This is a genomic window from Gammaproteobacteria bacterium, assembly GCA_016705365.1.
GTDB lineage: Bacteria > Pseudomonadota > Gammaproteobacteria > Pseudomonadales > UBA5518 > UBA5518.
In genome coordinates, this window is record JADIYI010000009.1 from 621,660 (window position 1) to 646,552 (window position 24,893).

20 protein-coding genes are annotated in these 24,893 nt (G+C 64.4%); 3 read left to right on the top strand and 17 right to left on the bottom strand.

What is annotated here, in order from left to right; all coding sequences use genetic code 11:
- The first annotated feature begins 3 nt into the window (after positions 1 to 3).
- From IPF49_20865 to IPF49_20875, 3 genes are all read left to right on the top strand, one after another.
- On the top strand, positions 4 to 1,635 hold the full coding sequence (locus IPF49_20865) for a PAS domain-containing sensor histidine kinase (protein ID MBK6290041.1): 1,632 nt from the start codon (positions 4 to 6) through the stop codon (positions 1,633 to 1,635).
- Positions 1,632 to 2,990 (top strand): sigma-54-dependent Fis family transcriptional regulator, encoded by a 1,359-nt coding sequence (locus tag IPF49_20870; protein MBK6290042.1) that lies wholly within the window; start codon positions 1,632 to 1,634, stop codon positions 2,988 to 2,990. Before IPF49_20865 ends, IPF49_20870 begins: the two co-directional genes overlap by 4 nt.
- A 358-nt stretch (positions 2,991 to 3,348) precedes the next feature.
- Positions 3,349 to 3,936, top strand: coding sequence for a GspH/FimT family pseudopilin (locus IPF49_20875; protein ID MBK6290043.1), 588 nt, complete (start codon positions 3,349 to 3,351; stop codon positions 3,934 to 3,936).
- Between the two features lie 243 nt (positions 3,937 to 4,179).
- Here IPF49_20875 and IPF49_20880 read toward each other — a convergent pair whose 3' ends face one another.
- From IPF49_20880 to IPF49_20960, 17 genes are all read right to left on the bottom strand, one after another.
- On the bottom strand, positions 4,180 to 7,275 hold the full coding sequence (locus IPF49_20880) for a pilus assembly protein PilY (protein ID MBK6290044.1): 3,096 nt from the start codon (positions 7,273 to 7,275) through the stop codon (positions 4,180 to 4,182).
- Positions 7,276 to 7,301: 26 nt separating this feature from the next.
- Positions 7,302 to 7,799: a hypothetical protein gene (locus IPF49_20885; protein MBK6290045.1), complete on the bottom strand. Its 498-nt coding sequence runs from the start codon at positions 7,797 to 7,799 to the stop codon at positions 7,302 to 7,304.
- Positions 7,796 to 8,938 (bottom strand): PilW family protein, encoded by a 1,143-nt coding sequence (locus IPF49_20890; GenBank protein MBK6290046.1) that lies wholly within the window; start codon positions 8,936 to 8,938, stop codon positions 7,796 to 7,798. The genes IPF49_20885 and IPF49_20890 overlap by 4 nt, the downstream gene beginning before the upstream one ends.
- A 5-nt stretch (positions 8,939 to 8,943) precedes the next feature.
- Complete coding sequence (locus IPF49_20895; protein ID MBK6290047.1) at positions 8,944 to 9,519, bottom strand: pilus assembly protein; 576 nt, start codon at positions 9,517 to 9,519, stop codon at positions 8,944 to 8,946.
- Positions 9,519 to 9,929: a prepilin-type N-terminal cleavage/methylation domain-containing protein gene (locus tag IPF49_20900; protein ID MBK6290048.1), complete on the bottom strand. Its 411-nt coding sequence runs from the start codon at positions 9,927 to 9,929 to the stop codon at positions 9,519 to 9,521. The genes IPF49_20895 and IPF49_20900 overlap by 1 nt, the downstream gene beginning before the upstream one ends.
- Before the next feature lie 134 nt (positions 9,930 to 10,063).
- Positions 10,064 to 11,014 carry a 4-hydroxy-3-methylbut-2-enyl diphosphate reductase gene (ispH, locus tag IPF49_20905; GenBank protein MBK6290049.1) on the bottom strand — a complete coding sequence of 317 codons (951 nt, stop codon included), beginning with the start codon at positions 11,012 to 11,014 and terminating at the stop codon, positions 10,064 to 10,066.
- Positions 10,995 to 11,489 carry a lipoprotein signal peptidase gene (locus tag IPF49_20910; GenBank protein MBK6290050.1) on the bottom strand — a complete coding sequence of 165 codons (495 nt, stop codon included), beginning with the start codon at positions 11,487 to 11,489 and terminating at the stop codon, positions 10,995 to 10,997. Before IPF49_20910 ends, ispH begins: the two co-directional genes overlap by 20 nt.
- 57 nt (positions 11,490 to 11,546) lie before the next feature.
- Positions 11,547 to 14,360: an isoleucine--tRNA ligase gene (ileS, locus tag IPF49_20915; GenBank protein ID MBK6290051.1), complete on the bottom strand. Its 2,814-nt coding sequence runs from the start codon at positions 14,358 to 14,360 to the stop codon at positions 11,547 to 11,549.
- Between the two features lie 3 nt (positions 14,361 to 14,363).
- A complete protein-coding gene (gene ribF, locus IPF49_20920; GenBank protein MBK6290052.1) occupies positions 14,364 to 15,323 on the bottom strand; it encodes a bifunctional riboflavin kinase/FAD synthetase in 960 nt (319 codons plus the stop codon).
- 55 nt (positions 15,324 to 15,378) lie between these two features.
- Entirely contained in the window at positions 15,379 to 16,968 is a 1,590-nt protein-coding gene (murJ, locus tag IPF49_20925; GenBank protein ID MBK6290053.1) for a murein biosynthesis integral membrane protein MurJ, read from the bottom strand.
- A complete protein-coding gene (thpR, locus tag IPF49_20930; GenBank protein MBK6290054.1) occupies positions 16,958 to 17,518 on the bottom strand; it encodes an RNA 2',3'-cyclic phosphodiesterase in 561 nt (186 codons plus the stop codon). The genes murJ and thpR overlap by 11 nt, the downstream gene beginning before the upstream one ends.
- Positions 17,509 to 18,117 (bottom strand): NUDIX domain-containing protein, encoded by a 609-nt coding sequence (locus tag IPF49_20935; protein MBK6290055.1) that lies wholly within the window; start codon positions 18,115 to 18,117, stop codon positions 17,509 to 17,511. Before IPF49_20935 ends, thpR begins: the two co-directional genes overlap by 10 nt.
- Entirely contained in the window at positions 18,110 to 19,129 is a 1,020-nt protein-coding gene (locus IPF49_20940; protein MBK6290056.1) for an aspartate carbamoyltransferase, read from the bottom strand. Before IPF49_20940 ends, IPF49_20935 begins: the two co-directional genes overlap by 8 nt.
- 64 nt (positions 19,130 to 19,193) lie before the next feature.
- Positions 19,194 to 20,969 carry an ATP-binding cassette domain-containing protein gene (locus IPF49_20945; protein ID MBK6290057.1) on the bottom strand — a complete coding sequence of 592 codons (1,776 nt, stop codon included), beginning with the start codon at positions 20,967 to 20,969 and terminating at the stop codon, positions 19,194 to 19,196.
- 51 nt (positions 20,970 to 21,020) lie between these two features.
- On the bottom strand, positions 21,021 to 22,454 hold the full coding sequence (sbcB, locus tag IPF49_20950) for an exodeoxyribonuclease I (protein MBK6290058.1): 1,434 nt from the start codon (positions 22,452 to 22,454) through the stop codon (positions 21,021 to 21,023).
- Between the two features lie 83 nt (positions 22,455 to 22,537).
- Positions 22,538 to 24,055: a fumarate hydratase gene (locus IPF49_20955; protein MBK6290059.1), complete on the bottom strand. Its 1,518-nt coding sequence runs from the start codon at positions 24,053 to 24,055 to the stop codon at positions 22,538 to 22,540.
- Between the two features lie 67 nt (positions 24,056 to 24,122).
- Positions 24,123 to 24,887 carry a hypothetical protein gene (locus IPF49_20960; GenBank protein MBK6290060.1) on the bottom strand — a complete coding sequence of 255 codons (765 nt, stop codon included), beginning with the start codon at positions 24,885 to 24,887 and terminating at the stop codon, positions 24,123 to 24,125.
- Between the last annotated feature and the right edge of the window lie 6 nt (positions 24,888 to 24,893).

The following is a 24,893-nucleotide window of genomic DNA, read 5'->3' on the forward strand; positions in this document are numbered from 1 at the left end:
CGCGTGACGGGAGGCAGCGCTTCGGTACGCGAAAATCGCTACGGCCTGCTGCGCATCTACAGTTACTACCGTTGCGCGCTGGCGCTGCTGCTGTTGCTGGTGTATTTCGCCTTCAGCCGCGACGCGGGTGCCCAACCCTTCCTTCCGTTCCTCTACCTCGGGACCGCGATTCCCTACGCGATTCTCAACCTGGTGGCGTTGGTGGTGGTCCTCGCCAGGCCGCGCCGCCCGCGTCCCCGCCACCTGTTCCTGATGCTGGTAATGGATATCGCGGCACTGGTGCTGATCACCCATGCCAGCGGTGGCATCGACACCGGCTTCACCATCCTGCTGATGGTAACGATCGCGGCGGCCGCGATTTTCGTGCCCGGACAGATCGCGACGCTGGTCGCCGCGGTGGCAAGCCTGGCGGTCCTGTTCGATGCGCTGTACCTGATGCTGCGCTACGACAGTGGCGTGGGCGCGCTGTTCTCGGCTGGCCTGCTGGGGATGCTGCTGTTCGCGAGCTCGCTGCTGGCGCAACGATTGGCGGCACGGCTGGAAAGCAGCCAGGAACTCGCGCGGGAGAAAGCCGGCGAGGTAATCGGCCTGCAGCGCCTGAACCAGTTGATCGTGCAACGGATGCGTACCGGCATCGTGTTCATCGACGCCGACGACCGGGTGCGCATCGCGAACGAATCGGCGGCGAAACTGCTCGCCGTCGGCGTGCACGAGATCGCCGACCGGGGCAGTTCGCTGCCGCTTGGTGTCAGTACCCCGCTCGCCGCATGGCGCCGCGACGCGCGCCACGCCCCGGCGCCGTTGCGCCTGAACGAAAACGGCCCGCTGGTACAGCTCGCGTTCACCCGTATCCACGCACCCAGCAGCGACGGCACGCTGATATTCGCCGAAGATTTCTCGCAGATCGCGCAGCAGGCGCAGCAGCTCAAGCTCGCTTCGCTCGGCCGGCTCACCGCCAGCATTGCCCATGAGATCCGCAATCCTCTCGGCTCGATCAGTCATGCAGCGCAACTGCTGCGCGAATCCGCGCACCTGCCCGACGAGGATGCACGCCTCGTGGACATCGTGATCGGCAATGCCAAGCGTACCAATGACGTGATAGAGAGCGTGCTCACGATGTCGCGCGGCCATCAGCCGCGCCCGGAGCAATTCGATCTCGGCCACTGGCTGGCACGATTTGTCGAGGAGCTGCGCATGCGCGACGCCGAAGTCTCGCCGGCAATCCGCTACGCGCTCGATCCACGCAACATCATGGTTCGCGTCGACCCGATCCATTTGCGCCAGGTCCTCAACAACCTGTGCGAGAACGGTCTGCGCTACAGCCTGCGCGCCACGGGCGTTGCGTCGCTGCGTCTCAAAGGCGCCTGCGACCGGGAAACCGGGCTGAGCCATCTCGACGTGATCGACCAGGGCAAGGGCATACCCGAACACAGCGCATCCAACGTGTTCGAGCCGTTCTTTACCACCGAAACCAGTGGCACCGGACTGGGCCTGTATCTCGCGCGTGAACTGTGCGAAGCCAATCAGATCCGGCTCGAGTATCGCAACGATGCAGCACACGGCAGTTGCTTTCGCCTGAACTTTCCACACCCCGAACGACGCGCCATCATGGACCCCGAACTGAGACAAGCATGAGCACTCCCGCCATCCTGATCGTCGACGACGAACCCGATATTCGCGAACTTCTCGCGATGACCATCCGCCGCATGGGGTTCGAGGCATTCTGCGCCGACAACCTCGAAGGCGCCCGCCGCCAGCTCGAACGGCGGCGCTTCGATTTCTGCCTGACCGACATGAAACTCCCGGATGGCAGCGGGCTCGAACTGATCCAGCATATCCAGCAACAGCACGCGGGATTGCCGGTAGCGGTGATCACCGCCTACGGAAGCGTGGACCTCGCGATCGAATCGATGAAAACCGGGGCGTTCGATTTCCTGTCCAAACCGATCGACATAGAGCGGCTGCGCGCGCTGGTAAGCAATGCCCTGCGGCTGAACGTGGCGGAGGAACTGCACTACCCCGAACAGGTACAACTGCTCGGTGAAACCGAGCCGGTCGCCCATTTGCGCCAGCAGATCATCAAGCTCGCGCGCAGCCAGGCACCGGTCTACATCACCGGCGAATCGGGCACCGGCAAGGAACTGGTGGCACGCCTGATCCACGCCAACGGGCCGCGGGCAAGCCAGTCCTTCGTCCCGGTCAATTGCGGCGCCATCCCCACGGAACTCATGGAGAGTGAATTCTTCGGCCATCGCAAGGGCAGTTTCACCGGCGCGATCAGCGACAAGCATGGCCTGTTCCTGGCGGCGCAGGGGGGCACGCTGTTTCTCGACGAGGTGGGCGACCTGCCGCTGGCAATGCAGGTCAAGCTGCTGCGTGCAATACAGGAAAAGACGATTCGACCGGTTGGCGCCGAGCAGGAAATCCGCGTGGATGTCCGGGTTCTCAGCGCCACCCACAAGAACCTCGCGGCCGAGGTCGAAAACGGCCATTTTCGCAGCGATCTTTTCTACCGCATCAACGTGATCGAGCTTGGCGTTCCCAGCCTGCGCGAACGCAGCGCCGATATTCCGCTGCTCGCGGAATTCTGCGTCAGCCGCCTTGCCACCGATTACGGCGTCGCCGCGCCACGACTGCACGAAGACGCGCTCGTGGCGCTGCAGGCATACGGTTTTCCGGGTAATGTCCGCGAGCTCGAAAACATCCTCGAGCGCGCCTTCACGTTACGCGAAGACAACATGATCCGCGCGCGCGACCTGCGTCTGCCGACCGGTGCGGCAATCGAAACCGGCGATCCGGTTGCCGGGCTTGCGACCCACTACGACTCCGGATCTGGCGTGAGCCTCGAGCACTTCCTGGAAGATATCGAGCGCCGTGCCATCACCCGCGCGCTCGAGCAGGAACGCTGGAACCGCACCGCCGCAGCCAAACGCCTCGGCATGACGTTCCGCTCGTTGCGCTATCGCCTCAAAAAGCTCGGCATCGACTGAGCCGCTGCTCCGCCGCTCCCGCGCCCTGGTCCCGACTCCGCTGCGGCCTGCATTTCCTGCTTTCCCGCCGGTGCCCGCAGCGGTCCCGATCCTTGCCTTTCGCCACAGAAAAGATCCGATATTTCCTACAGACATTCGTGAACCAGGTCGCTAAGGTTGACCTCGCACGCAAGGATGCGTGCAACTCCAGGGATGGAGAAACTCATGGACGAGGCGCAGGGCCGAGGAGTCTCACCCGGCCCAGACCACGCTGCCATGGCTGGCCAACCAGGGAACGGCGGCCAGGTAACCATGGCAGCGGAGGTTTCAGTCCATCTTCCCGGGGTGCGGCACAACATCAGGGATGGAGGGCTTCACAATGAGCCACACGGACCCAGGGACGGGTCGAATCGCGCACGGGTTCACGCTGGTGGAACTCCTGGTGGCGCTGTCGATCCTGTGCGTACTGCTCGGCATCTCCCTGCCGGGAATGCATGATTTCACGGCACGCAATCACGCCAATAATTCCATGCTGCAATTGCGCGGGCTGCTGGGGCTCGCCCGCCAGAGCGCAATCACGATGCACCGCGACGTCACCCTGTGTGGCACCAGCGACGGCGTGCTGTGTGCAGCGCTCTGGGACGGCAAACCGACGCTCGTCTTTGTCGACTCGAACAGTAACCGGCAGGCCGACCTCGGCGAGCGCATCGTGCTGGTATCCGAACTCACCCGCAGCGGCGAGATTCGCTGGCGCGCCTCGGGTGGCCGCAATTACCTGCGCTACCGTCCAGACGGCGGCGTAGGGGAATACGGCAACTTCACCTATTGCCCGCGTGACGCCGATCCGCGCCATGCGCGGCAACTCGTTCTGAGCGCGACCGGGCGCCCGCGTTCGTCTGTCGATACCAATGGCGATGGAATCGTCGAGGACCGCGACGGCAAACCGCTGGCCTGTGCCGGCGCTTGAACCCCGCACCTCGTCACGGACCAATCATCGATATCACTCTGCGGCAGTGCCAGACCCGAAGAACCGGCGACGGCGCCGCCGCAGCTTTGCTGACCGCCAATCCGGTTCGCGGGACCTTCGAAATCGCACCGTACCGCCCTGCACCCGCCCCCCCCGGATCGAGCGCCTTCTGCGTCAGCCCTGCGCAACGCTGCCATCCTGCCTTATGGCGGGACGCGGAACAGCGTTCGACCGGCAATGTGCTCATTGCTCGATATGCCAGTAAACCCGGGTAGTCGGCTGATCGAACGAGGTGGTGACGGACGGGTCCATCACCTCGAACGGTGAGCTGGCGCTGCCGCCGATCAGGATCGGGACCGTCGTCCCGTCATCGAGCGTGACGCTGCCGGCTACCGGTGAAGGTGGCAGTCCGTCGCCGGTGAGATGCTCGAAACGCTCCTCACCGGTGAGCGGCGCGGCGTTGAGGTAATTCACATTGTACACGTTGGCGGTTCCCAGTCCCGAGCCGCAGGATCCTGCGACCGGGGCAGGTGGCTGCGAGGTGCTGAACGTTACCCGGTTGGATACCGTGATTGCGGCAGTCACCACCTGCTCCGTGGCCGCCAGGCCCAGGTACCAGCCTTTGCCTGCGGCCAGGTCCGAGTTGCCTGGCGTTGCGCTCGACAGTACCGGCGTCAGCGAACCGAGACACAGCAGATCGACCCCACAGGCACCGCCGCCCGAGCTTTCCTCGCTCAACCAGGAAGTGTTGGCCGGCGTGTCGCGAACCGCGAAAAAATAATTTTTCACGCCGGCGGTGGCGGCATAACGCAGCAGCGGCTTTTCCCGATCACCCGAGCCGACCAGGATCATGAAAGAACCGCGGTCCTCGACCACATCGGGTGCGAACAGGAACTTGCGGTTTGCCGCACAGCTTGCGCTCGTGGCACAGCCGAGCGAGGCCACCCGGGTGATGGTCCAGTCGGCCGGCGCACTCTCGCCAAACGGGCTGGTGGCGCTCCCACCCGCACCGACACCACCGATCCGATAGAGATTGCCGCCGGTGTCCGCGGCATAGGCATAACGCGCCAGGCCACTGACGGCATCCGGCACCACGGTGATTCCACCCGCCACGCTGCGCTCGGTATCCATGACTTTCAGCAGGGCCCCGGTTTCAGCATCGAGCACATAGATCTTGTTACCCTTCGGCGTCGCGCAATCATGATTGGCCATTCCGCTGTCCACGTCCTCGCAATCGTCGTAGCCGCCGCCCATCATCAACAGCGCCGAGGTGCCGGATCCGTGCCCTGCGGCATGCATCGTTACCGCCGGCGACCAGGTTTGTCCGATGCCACTGAAATCCAGCGCGCCGGAAACCGTGCAACCGCTATCGTCGCCGATAGCGGGGCAACCCACCTTCCACATCAGCGCCGGGGTGGACGGCGCCGACACGTCAAAGGCATACAGCGCGCGGCCGCCGCGGCGCATACCCGCATAGACAAATACCTTCGCGATGCCGGCAATGGCGCCCTGGAACGCGGTAATCGGTCCATCCATGCCATAGGCCTTGGGCTGCGCACCGGGAACGCTGCTGCCGGGGTAGTCGATGGCAATGGTGTTGTCGCGAATCCGCTTGATCTTGCCGTAGAACTCCGGCGCCATGAAGGACCACAATTCGCCACCCGGCCCCACCGGGCCGATATCCGTGCCGCGGTTGCCATTGATGGCGCGCAACATGCCATCGTTGCCCCCGTAGAACACCACCACTCGAGGGCTTGTGTCACTGCCGAAATCGATCGCCAGCGGGCGCGAATGCACCACATCGCCGTGCAGCGATGGACGCATCTCGGCCGTGGTTATCCCATCGATGTCCTCGTCGAAGTTGTCGAGGCCGCGCGCCCAGTCGATGAGGGCCTCTTTCTCGGCCAAACTCGCGGCACCGAGCAACTCCCCGGTGATTTCACTGTTCGAGGTATCAAAGGACGTCAGCGCGGTACAGGAGTCAAAATCCGCCGAACAGGTGTGCACGTCGCGGGTGACGGCACTGCGCAGCACATGAGCCTGAGCGCCTTTCTCGACGACCGGACCATCCGGCGAGTTGGATGCATCCGATCCGCTCACCGCAAGGCAGGAACCCGAGGGGCTGAAGGCCCAGTATGTATCGGTCGTGGCGGGCGTCCAGAAACTGCGCGCGCAGCCCGTCATGAATCCGGTACCGCTGTCGAGCGCCGGCTCGTCACGGGAATCGAGCAACCTGGGGGATCCGTCGAGCAGGCCGATCTTGTAGTGCTTGAGATTGCCCAGCCAGCGCGACAGGCCATTTTCATCGGGACGGAACATGCCGATGAATACCTCGTTGAGCAAGGTACTCCGGGTATGGGCGCTGGCCGGCAGGCTCGGCGACGCAAATACGCTGTTGACCGCCTGGATCTCGCCAAATGCCACGTTCAGCGCATCGGCGATCGCGGTGCCCGAGGCCGCAACGTCAAAGTATTTCCCCCCACTGACGGCCGCCATGCTCCTGAGCAGTGCGCTCCAACCGGGCCCGTTCCCGTCGCTGGCGCGATTCACATCGATGGTATAGGTGGTGAGCCCGAGAGCGTCCTGCTTCATCCAGCGCGCCCATTCGTCGGCAATATTGTCCTGCGCATCAGCGGGCGAGAGCGGAATGGCGATCGTGCTGCCCCCTGCGGCGGCGAGCTGCGCGCTCGCCAGCGAATTGTCGATGACGTTGTGATGAAGCGCGCTGTTGCTGATATAGACAATGAAATTTCTCGCGCAAGCGCTCGTGACCGGACTCACATAGGGCGATCCGGCTTTAGAGAGCAGTGCGTTACCACTCAACGCATAAACCGCGTTGGATCGGGAGCTGCCCGAACTGTTGCCGCGATAGTCCGTCCTGTCCTTGTTGTTTCCCGAATGAGGCGCCAGGCCTGAAAAATAGAAATAGGCTTCGGCCATCGTCATTGCGAGACTGCCACGCGCGGATTGGTCGGCATTCTTGTCCAGGCTGTCGATCAGCGCCGCGTACCGGGTCTGGTTGTCGCTGTCCAACAGCCTGACCGCTGCCCGGACATAGCCGCCAGCCACGTTCGAGTTGTCGGCACCGGTTTCGCCGAACATCATCAAACCGACCCGGAACCGCTCGGGCGGGAGAGTGCCCAGGACTTTCGACAGCGCGGCCATTTCGTTGTCGAACGCCGCATCCCAGTTGGCCGTGTTGTCGAGGATGACCAGCACATTGGGCACTTCCGCGGCACCAGGTGGTACACCCGCGAACAGATCGATATCCTCGGCCGCAGCCGGCATATGCCCGGCGATCTGGGCCGCGAGCAAGGTGGCGATGAAACACTTTTTCATGATGGATCCTCCCTGATGGTCCGCGCTCAGGCGCAGACCGCATCCTTCCGGGCCTGGGTCAGCAGCACGCGCACGCCCTGGCGAACCCTGATCGAGGCACCGCTACCGGTCTCGGTGACGCTCGCATCGAGTTCCCATATCGTCTGCCAGGCGAAAGGCGTGGATATTCCCGCCAGCGTCACGCTGCTGACGGATTCGGCAACGGCCGGGGTTGCGCGCACGCAAACGGGAGTCGCGATAGCGACGTGATAGTCAGCGCCGCCATCCTGATCGATATCGATCGGGAAATCGTCCACCGGCGCCGGCCTGTCGGTAAACGGCAAACCGAGCTGCGCTTCGATTGCCATGTTGGCGGCGGCCAGCGCCTCCTCGCGAAGCTGCATATTGCGCACACCGTGCAGGTTCACGGTACTCAGCGTGGAGGCGGCGGTGAGCATGACGCTGATCAGCAGCAGCATGATCAGGCTGAGCAGCAGCGTAACCACGCCCCGCTGGCGGCGCGGCGCAGCGCGTGGCCCGCTCATGGCGTCTCCCTCCGGCCCGCTACATTGACCAGGCGCACGCTGCGCGAAAACACATGGCGCTTGAAACCGTCATTGAAGGGGCCGAGCGTGGTACTCCCGAGGGTATAGCTCCTGGTATCGGTGTAGCCCGGCGTGACTTCGTTGGCGCGCGCCAGCAGGAAAATCCGAACCGCGACCACATCACGCAGCTGCGCCACGGTACAGGGCGAGGCGGTGGTGCAGCGGACAAAGGCGCCATCCGGAATGCCATCACCGCGATTGGTCGGCGAATCACGAAGCTCCGGATCGGCCCAGGCAATCGCCGCGGTGTAATCCGTTGCGGCACCGCTGTCACCGAGACTGTCGATTCCCAGCTCGACGCGGAAACCCTGGATACCCTCGATCAGCGCGACCGCCGGCTGGTGCGCCAGGGTCGTGCCGGACAGATCGAATTCGGAACGCACGAGGGTCGGGATGCCATCGCCCGGGTTCAACGAGAAATTGCGGATGTAATAGATGTTCGAGACAAAGCGGCGTTTCGGGGCCAGCGGCCCTCCGGCCGGCGTGCCCGCCACGCAGGTGCGCCCGTGCAGCCCAAAACCCGAAGTACCGAGCAGATAGCGCGTGGCATTTTCCAGCTCGCAGAAACTCGTCTGGAAATAGAGTTTGCCAGCCATGTCTGGCTCGCAACCGACGGTGCCGGGAACGCAGGTTCCCGCATGACGCACCACCAGCACATCGGTATCGGGCTGCATGTTCGCGACCACCGACGTGCACCCGTCCGGCGAGGCATCGAAGCTCTGGACTGCGATCCCCATCAGCGAGTCGATATAGGCCCCGCTCCACGGAGTCGAATAGGCAAGACAGGGATCGGGCAACGAGACCGGCGCATCGGTGGCCACGTCGGCGAAGCTCAAATCGTCGAATGCGGGAACAAATCCGCCCCAGTAGCCGCCATGAACGATATCGCCGTGCAGGAATTGCAGCGCAAAGCGTGCGTTCTCGATCTGGCTGTTGGTCCCGGCCATTTCCCGGTTGATGCGCGACATATCGACATACATGCCCAGCATTGCCGTCATGATGAGCAGTCCGAGCGCAAGCGCAACCATCAGCTCGAGCAGGCTGAAGCCGCCATTCAGGCCGGCGCGACCGGGGCTCATGCGTTTCACAGCGCTGCCACGCCAACCAGCGTGGTGAGCGCACGCCGGCACAGATCGCCCTGGCACGGCGTGCCGGGGGCCCCGTCATAGCGATCCTTGCCGCAGCCCACGCTGGCCGGCGGGGCCACGATCGGCGTCATGCCCTGCCACGCAATCGTGACCATGAACTGTCCGCCGCCAAGATCCTCCACGCAGCCGCGACCGCCGATCATCGCACCGACGCGTGTACTGCCGGTCCCGAGGGTTTCCGCGGCGCCCTGCAACGCATCGCACCATTCGGCGAGGTCACGCTCCGGAGGTGTTGCGCCGGCGGCGGGACAGTTCATGTCCACACCCAGCGGGCTGTCGAGCGCGACGGCATAACTGCCGGCGGCAGCCCGGTTGGTGGCCATGCGACTCGCCATGTCGTTCAGCAGTAACAGGGCCTGCGCGCGCTGATAAGACTCCATTTCGGAAAGCTGCAGGCGGGCCTGCACTTTGGCCATGCCCCACAAACCCGTGACGACGATCACGAGGGTGATCAGCACTTCGATCAACAGCGCGCCATGCTGCATGCGCGACTTGTGCGGATGGCGCTGCATCACCATTTGCCTGCCGGGGCCCTGACTCCGGCGCTGCTCAGGCTGAGGTCTCCGTCGTCGCTCTGCGCACCGATCGCGGTACAGTTGATCCTGAACGATGGAACCGTGTCGACGCCGAGCATGCTCTCGCAGCGGTAACGCGTTGCCAGCTCGGGTGGCAGCGCATATCCCAGCGCCGCGAAACTGCCGGCGTAACCGCGGTTGGCCAGCAGGAATTGAAGTTGCCGGTTGGCAATATCCAGCATCTGCCCCTGTGCCGCGGAGCGATGGCCACGCAGGATGTGTTGCCGGTAACCGGGCAATGCGATCGCGACAAGTATCCCCGTCATCGCGAGCGCCACGACCAGTTCGATCAGCGAAAAACCGCGCGCTCGTGCGCGCGGTCCAATAGCGGAGTTGGTTGAGGTCATCACCGTTGCAATTCCATTTGCCAGTGAAGGGAGAGATCCGTTCTCAAGCCAACCGTAACATTACGGCGATCCGCGGCAACCGATGTCCGACGAACGGTTGCCGGGCGAGGACGAGCGGTCGATTGTTGCCTGAACTAGTGTTTGGGCTCGGCCTGCCGCAGTTCGCGCGGCATGGAGAAGGTGATGGTCTCGATGCGCCCGCTCATTTCCTCCGGCGCCGTGGCGCCAAGCGCCTGCAGGCGCTCCACCACGCGGCGCACCAGCACCTCGGGGGCGGATGCGCCCGCCGTGACCCCGATCGTCTGCCTGCCCTGGAGCCACTGCGCCCGGATATCCTCGGCCGAATCGATGAGGTACGCCTCGGTGCCGATGCGGCGGGCAAGTTCCGCCAGGCGATTGGAGTTCGAGCTGTTGGGCGAACCGACCACGAGCACCAGATCGCATTCACCGGCAAGTTGCTTGACTGCATCCTGCCGATTCTGGGTCGCGTAGCAGATATCGTCCTTGCGCGGCCCCTGGATCAGCGGATATCGGCGGCGCAACGCGTCGATCACTATCGCCGTGTCATCCACCGACAGCGTGGTCTGGGTGACATAGGACAGCGTTTCGGGATTGCGCACGCTCAGCGCATCCACCTGCTCCGCGCTCTCGACCAGATAGATGCGCCCGCCGCTTGTCTCGTCGTACTGGCCCATGGTGCCTTCGACTTCGGGGTGCCCGGCATGCCCGATCAGCACGCATTCATGGCCCTGACGGCTGTAGCGCGCGACCTCCATATGGACTTTGGTCACCAGCGGACAGGTAGCGTCGAACACCTTGAGCCGCCGGCGGGCCGCCTCCGTCTGCACCGCCTGCGAAACGCCGTGCGCGCTGAAAATCACGATCACCCCGTCCGGCACTTCATCGAGCTCGTCGACGAATATCGCACCGCGCGCGCGCAGATCATCGACCACGAACTTGTTGTGGACCACTTCATGGCGCACATAGATCGGCGCACCGAACACTTCGAGCGCTCGGTTGACGATTTCGATCGCCCGATCCACGCCGGCGCAGAAGCCGCGCGGATTAGCCAGCCTGATCTGCACGATCATCCTCTCCCCGGTCGAGAAACAGCACTTCGACGGCCATCATGATCGCGCCCAGCGTGATCGCGGAATCGGCGATGTTGAAGGCCGGAAAATAACTCGTGCCCCAATGTACCGAAATGAAATCCACCACGTAGCCGAGCAACATGCGGTCGATCAGGTTGCCGAGCGCGCCACCGAGAATCAGCGCCAGGCTGGCAGCGAGCCAGCGCTTGTTGCGTGGCAGACGATTCATCCACAACGCAATCCAGCCGCTCACCAGCAACGCAACCACGCCAAAGAACCAGCGTTGCCAGCCGCCGGCGTCACTGAGAAAACTGAACGCCGCACCGCGGTTGTGCAGCAGCGTGAGATCGAATACCGGCGCCAGCACGAGCGGCACGCCATAATCGAGCCTGGCGCTCGCCAGCCACTTGGTGGCGTGGTCGAGCACGACGACGACCAGGCTCAGCATGTACCAGCGCAGCGCGTGCATCAGAACCTGTCCGGGACGTTGCGGGGTGAACCGCTGCCAACGGGGCGCCGCACCTGGTCAGGCATGGCGGCGAACCTCGCCCGCACCATCGACATTTTCCACGCAGCGCCCGCACAGCTCCGGGTGCGCCTCATGGCTGCCCACATCCTCGCGGTGGTGCCAGCAACGCACGCACTTGGGGGCTGCGGATGCCCGCGCCAGCACCTTGAGGCCCGGAATCGCGGTAGCCACGGCCGCGGCGGGTGCCTGCTCATCGGATTCGATACGCGCGGCAGAGGTGATCAGCACGAAGCGCAGCTCATCGCCGAGCCGGCCCAGCATCCCGGCCAGCGCCGGATTGCAATAGAGGGTGAGCTCGGCGGACAAGGTCGCACCAACCGCACCCTCGTTGCGCTGACGTTCCAGCTCCCTGTTCACCTCGCTCTTGACCTGCATCGCAAGCTGCCAGAAGTCGCGCCCGAGTTCGGCGTCCGCGGGAATTTCGGCCAGTTGTTCATACCACAGCGCTGCAAACACCGGGGTGGAGCGCTCGCCAGCCATGCAGCGCCAGATCTCGTCGGCGGTAAAACTCAGAATCGGTGCTATCCAGCGCACCATGGCCTCCAGCACATCGAACAACGCGGTCTGCGCGGAACGACGCGCCACGCTGTCGGCGCGCGTGGTGTACTGGCGATCCTTGATCACGTCGAGATAGAAGCCTCCGAGATCGGTCACGCAGAAATTGTGCAGCTTCTGGTAGATCAGGTGGAACTGGTAGTTCTCGTAGGCTTCGACGATCTCGCGTTGCAACAACAGCGTGCGGTCCAGCACCCAGCGGTCGAGCGCGAGCATCCGGTCCGCACCGACACGATGCGCAGCGGGGTCGAATCCCGCCAGGTTGGACAGCAGGAAACGCGCGGTATTGCGGATGCGCCGGTAGGAATCCGCAGTACGCCGGAAGATCTCGTCCGACACCGCCATCTCGGCACGATAATCGGTGGCCGCGACCCACAAACGCAGGATATCCGCGCCGAGCGTCTTCATGACCTGCTGGGGAGCAATCACGTTACCGCGCGACTTCGACATCTTGTGCCCGGCGCTGTCAACGGTAAACCCGTGGGTCAGCACTGCCTTGTACGGCGCACTGGCGTTGATTCCGCTCGATGTGAGCAGCGATGACTGGAACCAGCCGCGGTGCTGATCCGAGCCTTCGAGATAGAGATCCGCGGGAAACTGCAGCTCCGGGCGCCGCTTCAGCACGCAGGCGTGGGTCACGCCCGAATCGAACCACACATCGAGGGTGTCGAGCACCTTGTCATAGTGCACGGCATCATCACCGAGCAGCTCCTCGGCATCGATGGCAAACCAGGCATCGATGCCCTGCTGCTCGATCCGCAGCGCCGCCGTCTCGATCAGCTCCGCCGTGCGCGGATGCAACGCCCCTGTCTGCTTGTGCGCGAACAGGGCGATCGGCACACCCCAGGTGCGCTGCCGCGAGATGCACCAGTCCGGCCGCTCCTCGAGCATGCCCTCGATGCGCGCGCGCCCCCAGGAGGGCACGAACTGCACGCTGTCGATCGCGCTGCGCGCACTCGCCAGCAGCCCGTTGCCGTTCATGCTCACGAACCACTGCGGCGTGGCGCGGAAAATAACCGGCGACTTGTGCCTCCAGCAGTGCGGGTAGCTGTGCTGGTAGGCCACATCGTTCAGCAACGCACCGCGCGCGCGCAACAACTCCACGAGGACCGCGTTGGCCTTGAACACGTATTGTCCGGCCACGAAGGGGGTGCCCTCGACGAACACACCCTGTCCGTCCACCGGGTTCAGCACCTCGAGCCCATAGGCCTGGCCGACCACATAATCATCCAGGCCATGCCCGGGAGCGGTATGCACCGCGCCGGTTCCGGCATCGGTGGTGACATGCGCACCGAGAATCAGCGGCACCTCGCGTTCGAGAAAAGGGTGGCGCAGGAGCTGGCGCTCGAGCGCCGCACCCGGCGCCTCGGCCAGCAACTCGAAGCTGTCGATGCCATAGCGCGCCAGCGCCTGGCGTGCCAGTGCTTGGGCCAGCACCAGGTAATCGCCGGCGGCACATTTCACCAGCACATAGGGAAGCGCAGGGTTCAGCGCCACGGCCAAGTTTGCCGGCAAGGTCCACGGCGTGGTGGTCCAGATGGGCACCGAGACCCGCGCGCCCGCTTCCAGCTCGATGCCAAAACACCTTGCCAGCGCAACACCATCCACCGCGTCAAAACGCACATCCACCGCGGGTGAGGTTTTTTCCAGGTACTCGACCTCGGCCTCCGCCAGCGCGGAACCGCAATCCATGCACCAGTGAACCGGCTTGAAACCCTTCTCGAGGTGGCCGTTGGCCACGATCTGGCCGAGCGCGCGCACGATGTCGGCCTCGAAGGCAAAGTCCATCGTCAGGTACGGATTCTGCCAGTCGCCCAGCACCCCGAGACGGATGAAGTCCTCCCGCTGGCGCTCCATCTGGGCACGCGCGTAGTGGCGGCAGTGGCTGCGGAATTCGTGATGGGAGATCTTCACCCCGGCCTTGCCGACCTTCTTCTCGACGTTGAGCTCTATCGGCAGCCCGTGGCAGTCCCAGCCCGGCACATAGGGCGCGTCGAAGCCGGCAAGCGTGCGCGACTTCACGATCACGTCCTTCAGGATCTTGTTCACCGCATGGCCGATATGAATCTCGCCGTTCGCGTAGGGCGGGCCATCGTGCAGGATGAATTTCGGGTGCCCGCGCCGCGCAGCGCGGATCTGCTCGTAGAGGCCTTCCTGCTGCCAGCGCGCGAGCGTCTCGGGCTCGCGGGTGGCAAGGTTCGCCTTCATTGCGAACCCGGTCTGAGGAAGATTCAGGGTGTGTTTGTAATCAGCCATGCCTTAGCCGTTCCATGCCTTTTGTGGCCCGCGCTCGAGCCCGAAATGGGTGCGCGCGATCGAGACATCGGTTCCGATCCGGGCCTTCAATTCATCGAGCGAACCGAACTTGCGTTCCTCGCGAATCCGCTTGCGGAAAATCACGTCGATGGTGCGCCCATAGATATCCTGCGCGAAGTCGAGGATATGCACCTCGAGATTTGCCTTGATCCCGTCGTCCACCGTCGGGCGCGTGCCCACGTTGGCCACCGCCGGCAGCAGCGCGTCGCCGATACCACGCACCTCGACGATATACACGCCGGCGAGCGCTGCCCGGTAACGGTGCAACTCGAGGTTTGCGGTAGGAATGCCGATCTTCGCACCGAGCTGGCGCCCGTAGACCACCTTGCCCGTCATGAAATAGGGTCTGCCGAGCAGGCGTTCGGCAGCAGCAAAATCCCCCTCGCCGAGCACCGCGCGCAACCGCGTGCTGCTTATCCGCTCGTCCTGCACCTCCACGGTACTGGTTGCCTTGACCTCGAAACCAACGCGCGCGCCCGCCTCGCGCAACATCTCGATATTGCCCTCGCGGTCGTGCCCGAAGCGCAGATCATCACCAACCACGATGTAACGCGCGCCGAGGCCATCCACGAACACGGTGCGGATGAACTCCGTCGCGCCCATGGCGCTGAAACTCCGATCGAAGCGGATGCGCAATACGCGATCGATGCCCAGATCGCGCAGCACGGCGAATTTCTCGCGAAAACTCATCAATCTCGGCGGCGATTGCAGCGGCGCGAAGTACTCCCGTGGCAATGGCTCGAACACGATCACGGTTGCGGGCAGGCCGAGCATGCGCGCGCGCGTCAGCACATCGCCGAGCACCGCCTGATGACCGCGATGCACGCCGTCGAACGCACCGATGGTCGCAACACTGCCGCGATGACGCTCACGCAGATTGTGCAGCCCGCGTATCAGTTCCAAGCCCTCGCTCCCGGGTACCGCGGCCAAAGCGGGCGATTATAGCCGAGCACGGGTTTCAACGTCCGCTACGAGCGCGTGCATGTTGCAGGAAGCGCGGCTGCTGCAGCCACAGCGCCCCGAAATACATGACCATTCCCGCTCCGCACACCCCGGCGAGGCGCAGCACGCGCTGCGGCCACGGCAGCTCCGCCAGGCCGTGCAGCCAGCCGCCGGCCAGCAGCAACACCCCTGCCATCAGCGCCGTCGCCAGCGCGATCCGTCCGATATCGGCCAGGAAGCCCCGCTCCGGGCGATAGATGTCCCGGCGCATCAGGCCGCTCAGCAGCAAGCCGGCATTGAGATAGGCTGAACAGGTGGTCGCCAACGACAGGCCTGCGTGACCAACCTGCCATAGCAGGTGCAACGGCACCACGAACAGCAGGTTCAGCACCATGTTGGCAACCATGGCCTTGATGCCGATCAGCACCGGGGTGCGCATGTCCTGGCGCGAGTAGTAAGCCGAGGCCAGCACCTTGATCACCATGAACGCGGGCAAGCCGAGCGCCATCGCCGACAGGCTGAGCGAAGCCATCTCGACATCACGCGCGGTGAGCGCTCCATACTGGAACAAGGTGGAGAGTATCGGCCGGGCAAGAATCAGCAGCGCGAAACTCGCCGGCAGCCCGATCATGCAGATCATCCTGATCGCCCAGTCGAGCGTATGGCGGAATTCCTCGGCGGACCGGGTCGAGAACTCGCGCGACAGGCCCGGCAGGATCACCGTCGCGATCGCGATGCCGAACACACCCAGCGGCAATTCGGTCAGGCGCTCGGAAAAATACAGCCAGGACACGCTTCCGGTTGGCAAAAACGAAGCGAGCACGGTATCGAGCAGCAGATTGATCTGGCTGACCGACACCCCGAACAGCGCCGGCAGCATCAGCTTCAGGATGCGGCGCACCCCCTCGTGACGGATATCGAGGCGTGGCCGCGGCAGCATGCCGATGCGCGCGATGAACGGGATCTGGAACACCAGCTGGACCAGGCCCGCCACCAGCACCGCCCAGGCGAGCGCAAAGGTCGGTTCGGCGAAGTACGGTGAGGCCAGCACCGCACCGGCGATCAGCGTCAGGTTCAGGAATACCGGCGTGAACGCGGGCACCGCGAAACGCGCATAACTGTTCAGCACCGCGCCGGCAAACCCCGTCATCGAAATCAGGAACAGGTACGGGAACGTGATACGGATCAGCTGGGTGGTCAGCGCCATTTTTTCCGGCATCTGCAGAAACCCGGGCGCAAACACCAGCGTCACCACGGGCGCCGCGATCACGATCAATGCCGTCACACTGAGCAGCGCCGCCCCGAGCACGCCGGAGACCGCATCGACCAGCACCTTGACCTCGGCCACGCTGCGGGTCGCCCGGTACTCCGAAAGCACCGGCACGAAGGCCTGCGAGAAAGCTCCCTCGGCGAACAGGCGACGCAGGAACTGTGGAATCCGGAAAGCGATATAGAACGCATCCGCGTTCGCGGCGGCACCAAACATCGTGGCCAGCACCACGTCGCGCACCAGGCCGGCGACACGCGAGATCATGGTCATCGCGCCCACGGTCAAGCTGGAGCGGAACAGGCGCTTGCCGGTCTGTGTCCGCGCGCTATCGGGCATGGTTCGCCCCCCTGCCGGCGGCGAGAGTGAACTGCGGCAGGTAACGCCCGTCACGGCTCTCGTACATCACGATGGCGTTCGCCACGCCCTGCAGCGCGATGGTCTCCTCCAGCGGCCGGGCCGGAGCCTGTCTGCCACGCCAGCGTGCGAGCGTGAGATGCGCACGAAAGGCGCGTCGTTCCACCGCGATTCCCCCCGCCTCGAGAGCCGCTACCAGCGGCACCTGCCAGCTCTCCAAAGCCGCCTGCCGCTCAGGCAAGGCCGCGATCGCGCGCGGACGCCGGGTATCGGGAAAGCAGCCGAGACGGGTCAGGCGATACCCGAAATGCTCGAGTCCCGCCATCACCAGGGCAAGACGGGGAGCGGTGCGGGCAATGTCCGAGCGCCGCACGGTGCCGATGAAGGCCAGCGTGAGATGGTAGTTTTCGCTCGCTACCCAGCGCCACGGCTCGGTGGCAAAACGCGGCTTCAGCGTTGCGCACAGGGATGCCAGCTGCCCACGCAGCAATTCGTCGGGCGCGATTGCCAGGAAAAAACGGGCTAGCTCCACGCGCGTCGCACCTCGTCACGCCGGCTGGCCAGCCATTGCAGCGCAATCAGGGTGTGGGCATTGTTGAACCGTCCCTGCTGCTGCATCCGCAATGCCTCGTCGAAGGCGATGACGTGCAGACGAATATCCTCGTGCTCACCCGGCTCGCCATGCAGCAGCCCGACATCGCTCAAGTCGGTGCGGGCGCAAAACAGGTGAAAATATTCGTCCGTGCCGCCGGGACTGGAGAAATACTCCGCCACCGGCAGCAATTCCTGCACCTCGCACCCGGACTCCTCGAGCGCCTCGCGTCGCGCCACCTGTTGCGGCGTCTCGCCTTCCTCCATCAGTCCGGCAACCAGCTCCAGCAACCACGGACTGCCCGGGCGAAATGCGGCACCGACACGGAACTGCTCCACCACGCCGATCGCATCGAGCAAGGGGTCATAGAGCAGCACGCCTACCGCCTCGCCGCGGCAATGCAGCTCCCGCCGCAGCGTCGGTGACCAGCCACCGGCAAACAAGCGATGGCGCAGCCTGAAGACCTTGAGCTTCCAGAACCCGCCCCAGGGAACAGACTCCTCGAGAATCTCGAAATCGGCGCGATCGAACTCAGTCACCGAAGCGCTTGCCCGTATACCAGCTCACCTTCGCCGCGTAGCTGGCGACCTGCGCCGTCACATCGAGCACCATGGCAAACAATGCCATGCGTACCAGCACGCCGTTGTCGGTCTGGCGGAAAATCGCGAGATTCGGGTTCTCGTTGAGATCGATGTCGAGTTCGTTGGCCTCCGAACGCGAGTCGCGTGGCAGCGGGTGCATGATCACGGTGTTCGGCTCGCAGAACTGGGTGTAGATCGCCTGGTTCAGGCGAAAGCGTCCACGGTAGAGATTGGCGTCCTCGCGGCTCGCGAACCGTTCCTCCTGGATGCGCGTTGCGTAGGCAATATCGACGTGCGCAATGGACTGCTCCATGGTGTCTGCCTCGAGCACCGTGTGTCCGCTCGCGCGCAGCTGCTCGACGATCTCGCCGGGCAGGCGCAGTTCCGCGGGAGATATGCACACCAGGCTGACGCGCCGGAAGCAGCACAACAGCTTGGCCAGCGAGTGAACGGTCCGCCCGTAGCGCAAATCGCCGATCATCGCGATGCGCAGCCCGTCGATGGTGCCGCCGCGATGGCGGACCTCCTTGCGGATCGTGTACAGATCGAGCAATGCCTGGGTCGGATGTTCGTTGGCGCCATCACCGCCGTTGATGACCGGCACCCGGCTCGCGGCCGCGAACTCGGCCACCGATCCCTCGCCTGGATGGCGCATTGCAATGATGTCGCTGTAACCGCTGATCACCCGCGCCGTGTCGTAGAGCGACTCGCCCTTGGCGATCGCGGAGTTCTCGATCCCGGTGGTCTCGCGCACTTCGCCGCCGAGCAGATTGAACGCACATCCAAAGCTCACCCGGGTACGGGTGCTGGGCTCGAAAAACATGTTGCCGAGAATCGCGCCTTCCAGCACCCGGGTGATGCGGCGCCGTTGCGCGTAGGGCAACATGGAGTCGGCCACGTCGAATACCTTTTCGATATCCGCGCGCTCGAACTGTGCGACCGACAGAATATGTGAACCGGCGAATTCCATCTGCGCTGTTCCACCCACCAGGAGATGCCCACAAACCGGCGGTAGTCTACCCGCTCGCCGCGCCTCATTCATCCACGAATTGCAGCGCCGCCCAGCGCGCGTAGAGCGGCGAGCCGGCCAGCAACTCCTCGTGCGAGCCGGTAGCGACAATACGTCCATGGTCCAGCACCACGATGCGATCAACCCGCCGTACCGTGGCCAGGCGATGCGCAATCACCAGCGTGGTGCGGCCCTGCATCAGGGTCTGCAATGCCTGCTGCACATGGAACTCGCTGTCGGCATCGAGTGCGCTGGTGGCCTCGTCGAGCAGCAGGATCGCCGGGTCGCGCAGAACCGCGCGGGCAATGGCAATGCGCTGGCGTTGCCCGCCCGAGAGCCGCACTCCGCCCTCGCCCACGAAACTGGCATAGCCCTCGGGAAGTCGCTCGATGAATTCGGCCGCATGGGCCGCCCGGGCCGCGGCAATGATCGCCGCCTCATCGGCATCGGGTACCGCGTAACGGATGTTCTCGAGCACCGATCCGGAAAACAGCACCGGATGCTGTGGCACGAGCGCAAAATGGCGCCGCAGTGCCTGCGGATCGACCCGCTGCGTATCGATGCCATCGACCCGGATACTGCCGCCGTCGGGCTCGTAGAAGCGCAACAGCAGATCGACCAGCGTGGATTTCCCCGCACCCGAACTACCCACCAACGCCACGCTGGAGCCGGCTGGAACCTCGAGGCTGATACCGTCGATGGCCGGCCGATCGGGATTCGAGGGGTAGGCGAAACGCAACCCGCTCAGGGTGATCTCGCCCACGAGACGCGCCGGCAATGGCAGCGGATCGAGCGGGGCGTGGATCTGCGGCTTTTCGTGCAGCAACTCCATCAACCGCTCGGTCGCGCCGGCGGCACGCTGCAGATCGCCGATCACCTCGGTCAATGCGCCGGTGGCGATCGCCACCATCACCGCGTAAAAAATGAATGCGGTGAGTTCCCCGGGCGTGGTCCGGCCCGAAATCACGTCGTGACCACCTACCCAGATCATTGCGGCGATAGCACCCAGCACCAGCACGAATGCAATGGTCGATAACCAGGATCGCTGCACGATACGCATCCGCGCGACCCTGAAGGTTTCCTCCACGTGTCCGGCGAAGCGCTCACGATCGACCTGCTCGTGATTGAAGGCCTGCACGGTCTTTATGTTGCCGAGTGTCTCGCCGACATAAGCCCCGGCGTCGGCGAGCCGGTCCTGGCTGCTGCGCGACAGCCTGCGTACCCGCCGCCCGAACACCACGATCGGCACCAGCACCAGCGGCACGGCCAGCAACACCACGCCCGTCAGCCGCGGATTCGATACAAACAGCAGCACCACGCCGCCGATCAATATCAGCAGGTTGCGCAGCGCAATCGACACCGTCGAGCCGATGACGGTCTGCAGCAGCGTGGTGTCCGCGGTGATCCGCGACTGGATCTCGCCGCTGCCGTTGGTTTCGAAGAATGCCGGATGAAGACGGATCACATGATCGAACACCGCGCGGCGGATATCCGCGGTAACCCGCTCGCCTATCCAGGACACGAGGTAGAAACGGGTGAAGGTTCCGGCCGCCAGCAGCAGCACGATCCCCATGAACACCAGCACGGCGTGGTTCAGCTGCTGCTGCGAACCCGAAACAAAGCCCTCATCCACCAGGATGCGCATTCCCTGCCCCAGGCTGAGGCTGACCCCGGCCGTGAACACCAGCGCCGCCGAAGCAGCGATTACCCGCCTCCAGTACGGGCGCAAAAAGCCCACCGCCGGCTTCAGCAGGCCGATGCGGGCGCGGGTCTCGCGCGCGTGTTCAATCCCGTTGCTCATCGAATATCTCGCGTGGTGGCTGCGCTGGCCCGGCAATTCCTGTCCGAAGGCTCAACAGGACAGCTCGAGCGCGTAGTCCTGCAACTCATCGAGCAGCGCCTGGGCGCGGGCATCGGTGGCGCGCTCCTGGCGCAGCTTCGCGATCGAGGCGTGGTAGCTTTCGCAGTTCAGCAAGCCCCTCTCCCCGGCCCCTCTCAGGCGCGCCGTGCAATGCTCCTGCCAAAGCAACCGTTCCGGCGCGCTCAATGTGTCCGGATAGTTGCGGGCACGATAGCGGAACAGCAGCTCCTGCAGGCGCGGGTCCGCAAAGGCAAAATCGCGTTCCGCCAGCTGATCCGGCGACAGTGTTCGCACCTGCGCCGCAAGCCGCTTGTCGGGTTCAGCGAGAAAGCTGCCTGCATACAGGGAGAAGTCCACGTCAACGGCTTCGCGTCCGCGTGGCGGCGTGAAAATCTCGCGCAGTTTCCGCGTCAGGTCCGGCGCGGCGTTCAGGCGCTCGAGATTGGCGTGGCAGCGCTCGATATCGATTCCCCAGCGCGCGGCGGCCCCGGCATCCAGCATCGCGGCAGGTACGACCATCGGGCACTTGTTGATATGGATTTCCTTGAGCGGGATACGGTCCATGCCCGGCGGCAGATCCCCGGTCCGGGTGTAGAGGTACTGGCGCAATACCTCGGCATCCAGGGTGAGTAGCGGCTCCGGGTCGAGCAACAGGTTGCAACTGATCACCGAATTCGCATTCGCCGGGTGGATCGCCAGCGGCACCACCAGCGCCGCACAACCCTGCTCGGCCGGAAAACGTGATGAAAAATGCAACAACGGCTTGCGCTCCACCACGTTCAGCACGCGCTTGGCCCAGGCCTTGTCACGCGCCAGCAGCGCGTATTCGAACAGCTTCGGTTGCTGCGCGCGCAGCAACCGCGCCAGCGCGAGCGTGGCACGCACGTCCGCCAGTGCATCGTGCGCGGCGCCATGTTCGATGCCGTTGGCACGCGTCAGGTCCCCGAGCCGGAAGCTTGGTCGCCCATCGTCCTTGCACGGCCATTCGATGCCCTGCGGGCGCAGGGTGCGCGTCATGCGCAGCACATCGATCAGGTCCCAGCGCGTGTTGCCATTGCGCCACTCGCGCTCGTACGGGTCGTGGAAATTGCGGAACAGGGTGTGACGGGTGACTTCATCATCGAAGCGCAGGCTGTTGTAGCCGACCCCGCAGGTGCCGGGCACGGCGAGCTCGGCGAGAATCCGCGCAATGAAATCGCGCTCGGCCAGACCTCGCGCGCGCGCCAGCTGCGGCGTTATGCCGGTGATCAGGCAGGCTTCGGGGTGCGGCAGATAATCCGGAGACGGACGGCAGTAGAGAAGCAAGGACTCGCCGATTTCATTCAGCTCCCCATCGGTGCGCACGCCCGCGAATTGCGCCGGCCGGTCGCGGACCGGATCGGCACCGAAGGTTTCGTAGTCGAGCCAATAGAACGTGTGCTGCATCCTTGCCCCCGATGGGTGGTCTCCGTTGGTGCGGGCGGAGCCGAAAGCCAGCCCCGCTTGCGAAGCCCCGGCCCGACGCGCTCCTAGCCTACCGCGATATGTTCGGCGGCGATCCTGGCCTGCCAGATTTTCGGGCCGGTGGTGTGCACGGATTCGCCGCGCGCATCCACCGCCACCGTCACCGGCATGTCTTTGACCTCGAATTCGTATATCGCCTCCATGCCGAGTTCCGGAAATGCCAGCACCCTGGCGCTGGTGATCGCCTTCGACACCAGGTAGGCCGCGCCGCCGACCGCCATCAGGTAAACGGCCCGGTTATCGCGGATCGCCTCGATCGCGGCCGGACCGCGCTCGGATTTGCCGATCATCCCGATCAGGCCGGTTTGCTCGAGCAGCGTGCGCGTGAACTTGTCCATGCGGGTCGCGGTGGTGGGCCCGGCAGGCCCTACCACCTCGTCACGCACCGGATCGACCGGGCCGACGTAATAGATGAAGCGGTTTTTCAGATCGACCGGCAGCGTTTCGCCACGCGCCAGCATCTCGGTGATCTTCTTGTGCGCGGCATCGCGCCCGGTGAGCATGTGCCCGGACAACAGCACGGTTTCACCGGTTTTCCAGTCCTGCAGATCCTCGCGGCTCAGTCCGTCGAGGTTCACCCGACGCGCGCTTCCCGCCTCCCAGGTGATATCGGGCCAGGCGTCGAGCGAGGGTGCCTCCTGGCGTACCGGGCCGCTGCCATCGAGCACGAAGTGCGCATGGCGGGTAGCGGCGCAATTGGGGATCATCGCAACCGGCAGGCTGGCCGCGTGGGTCGGATAGTCGCGGATCTTCACGTCGAGCACCGTGCTCAGCCCGCCGAGGCCCTGGGCACCGATGCCGAGCTGGTTCACCTTCTCGAACAACTCCAGCCGCAATTCCTCGATACGACTGCGGGGTCCGCGTTCCATCAACTCGTGGATATCGACCGGATCGAGCAACGATTCCTTGGCCAGCACCGCGGCCTTCTCCGCGGTGCCGCCGATACCGATGCCGAGCATCCCGGGAGGACACCAGCCCGCGCCCATGGTCGGCACGGTCTTCAGCACCCAGTCAACGATCGAATCGGAGGGGTTGAGCATCGCGAGCTTGGACTTGTTCTCGCTGCCGCCGCCCTTGGCCGCGACATGCACATCCAGCGTGTCCCCGGGCACCAGCTGGTAATGAATCACTGCCGGCGTATTGTCACGGGTGTTCTTGCGCGCACCGGCCGGATCGGAAAGGATCGAAGCGCGCAGCACGTTGTCGGGATCGAGATAGGCGCGGCGCACGCCTTCGTTGATCATTTCATCGACCGCCAGCGTTGCGCCGTCCCAGCGCACGTTCATGCCAACCCGCACGAACACCGTCACGATGCCCGTGTCCTGGCAGATGGGGCGATGGCCCTCGGCACACATGCGCGAATTGATCAGGATCTGCGCGATCGCATCGCGCGCGGCCGGGTTCTGCTCACGCAGCCACGCCTTGTGCATCGCCTGGATGAAGTCCACCGGATGGTAATACGAGATGAACTGCAGCGCGTCGGCCACGCTCGCGACCAGATCTTCCTGCTTGATCACAGCCATGGTACTGCTCCGGATGCGGGGTGCAGATTGTACACAATCGCCGGGCCCCGGATCCGCCCCCTGCTCCCTATTGCGCGGGCAGGGCCGTAGCGGGGTTCTCGAGACGCGTCAGGCGTTGTGCAACCTGCTTGCGGAATTCGATATTCGACTGCACCCACTGCTCGTTTTCCTTGAGCCGCGCCTCCTGCGCACGCTGGGTATTCGACAGCCCGTTGACGGTGCTGCCGAGGCGCGCGATCGTCGACTCCTGCTTTGCCTGCTGCTCCTTCACGGTTGCCAGTATCAGCGCGACACCCTGGTTTGCGGACACCTGCTGCTCGACTTTCTGCTGGGTGGCGGCAATGGCGGCGAGCTGTTTACGGTCCGCGGCGCCGGCTGCCGCGGCTTTCTGCAGCGCTGCTTCGAGTTCGTCGATGCGCGAGCCGTTCTTGCGCCAGGCCGAGGCCCACAGCTTGTCGATCTCGCCCGCCAGGTCCTTGATCTTCACCTGCATCGAGGCACTCGACTCGTTGACGCTGTCATCGGTTGTCGACAGGCGTCCCTCGAGGTCGGCAATGCGCAGGTTCGACTGGGCCAGTGCGGCGCTGAGTTGCACGCCCTGCTGGTAGAGCAAACCGGCGATGGCCGTGGCGGCAAGCGCGACCACCAGTGCAAGCGCCGCCACATAGCGCCAGCCCCCGGCGGCAGAACCCTCGCCGGCAGGTTTTGCGGCACGGGCTGTCTTGCGTGCTTCGCTGCTGCTGTCGGTGCGCTGGCGCCGATACGAGGCATCATCGTCGCGTTGTGGGACGATGCGCGGAATATCAGTCAGCTTGTCGTCTGAACTGGGCATGGAATT

Excerpts from the sequence above, each read along its gene's own strand:
- ileS (MBK6290051.1), bottom strand. The coding sequence starts at position 14,360 with ATGGCTGATTACAAACACACCCTGAATCTTCCTCAGACCGGGTTCGCA.
- IPF49_20910 (MBK6290050.1), bottom strand. The coding sequence starts at position 11,489 with ATGCACGCGCTGCGCTGGTACATGCTGAGCCTGGTCGTCGTCGTGCTC.
- IPF49_20955 (MBK6290059.1), bottom strand. The coding sequence starts at position 24,055 with ATGGCTGTGATCAAGCAGGAAGATCTGGTCGCGAGCGTGGCCGACGCG.
- IPF49_20900 (MBK6290048.1), bottom strand. The coding sequence starts at position 9,929 with ATGACCTCAACCAACTCCGCTATTGGACCGCGCGCACGAGCGCGCGGT.
- IPF49_20885 (MBK6290045.1), bottom strand. The coding sequence starts at position 7,799 with ATGAGCGGGCCACGCGCTGCGCCGCGCCGCCAGCGGGGCGTGGTTACG.
- IPF49_20890 (MBK6290046.1), bottom strand. The coding sequence starts at position 8,938 with ATGAGCCCCGGTCGCGCCGGCCTGAATGGCGGCTTCAGCCTGCTCGAG.
- sbcB (MBK6290058.1), bottom strand. The coding sequence starts at position 22,454 with ATGCAGCACACGTTCTATTGGCTCGACTACGAAACCTTCGGTGCCGAT.
- IPF49_20960 (MBK6290060.1), bottom strand. The coding sequence starts at position 24,887 with ATGCCCAGTTCAGACGACAAGCTGACTGATATTCCGCGCATCGTCCCA.
- IPF49_20875 (MBK6290043.1), top strand. The coding sequence starts at position 3,349 with ATGAGCCACACGGACCCAGGGACGGGTCGAATCGCGCACGGGTTCACG.
- IPF49_20945 (MBK6290057.1), bottom strand. The coding sequence starts at position 20,969 with ATGAGCAACGGGATTGAACACGCGCGCGAGACCCGCGCCCGCATCGGC.
- IPF49_20940 (MBK6290056.1), bottom strand. The coding sequence starts at position 19,129 with ATGGAATTCGCCGGTTCACATATTCTGTCGGTCGCACAGTTCGAGCGC.
- murJ (MBK6290053.1), bottom strand. The coding sequence starts at position 16,968 with ATGCCCGATAGCGCGCGGACACAGACCGGCAAGCGCCTGTTCCGCTCC.
- IPF49_20895 (MBK6290047.1), bottom strand. The coding sequence starts at position 9,519 with ATGCAGCGCCATCCGCACAAGTCGCGCATGCAGCATGGCGCGCTGTTG.
- IPF49_20880 (MBK6290044.1), bottom strand. The coding sequence starts at position 7,275 with ATGAAAAAGTGTTTCATCGCCACCTTGCTCGCGGCCCAGATCGCCGGG.
- IPF49_20870 (MBK6290042.1), top strand. The coding sequence starts at position 1,632 with ATGAGCACTCCCGCCATCCTGATCGTCGACGACGAACCCGATATTCGC.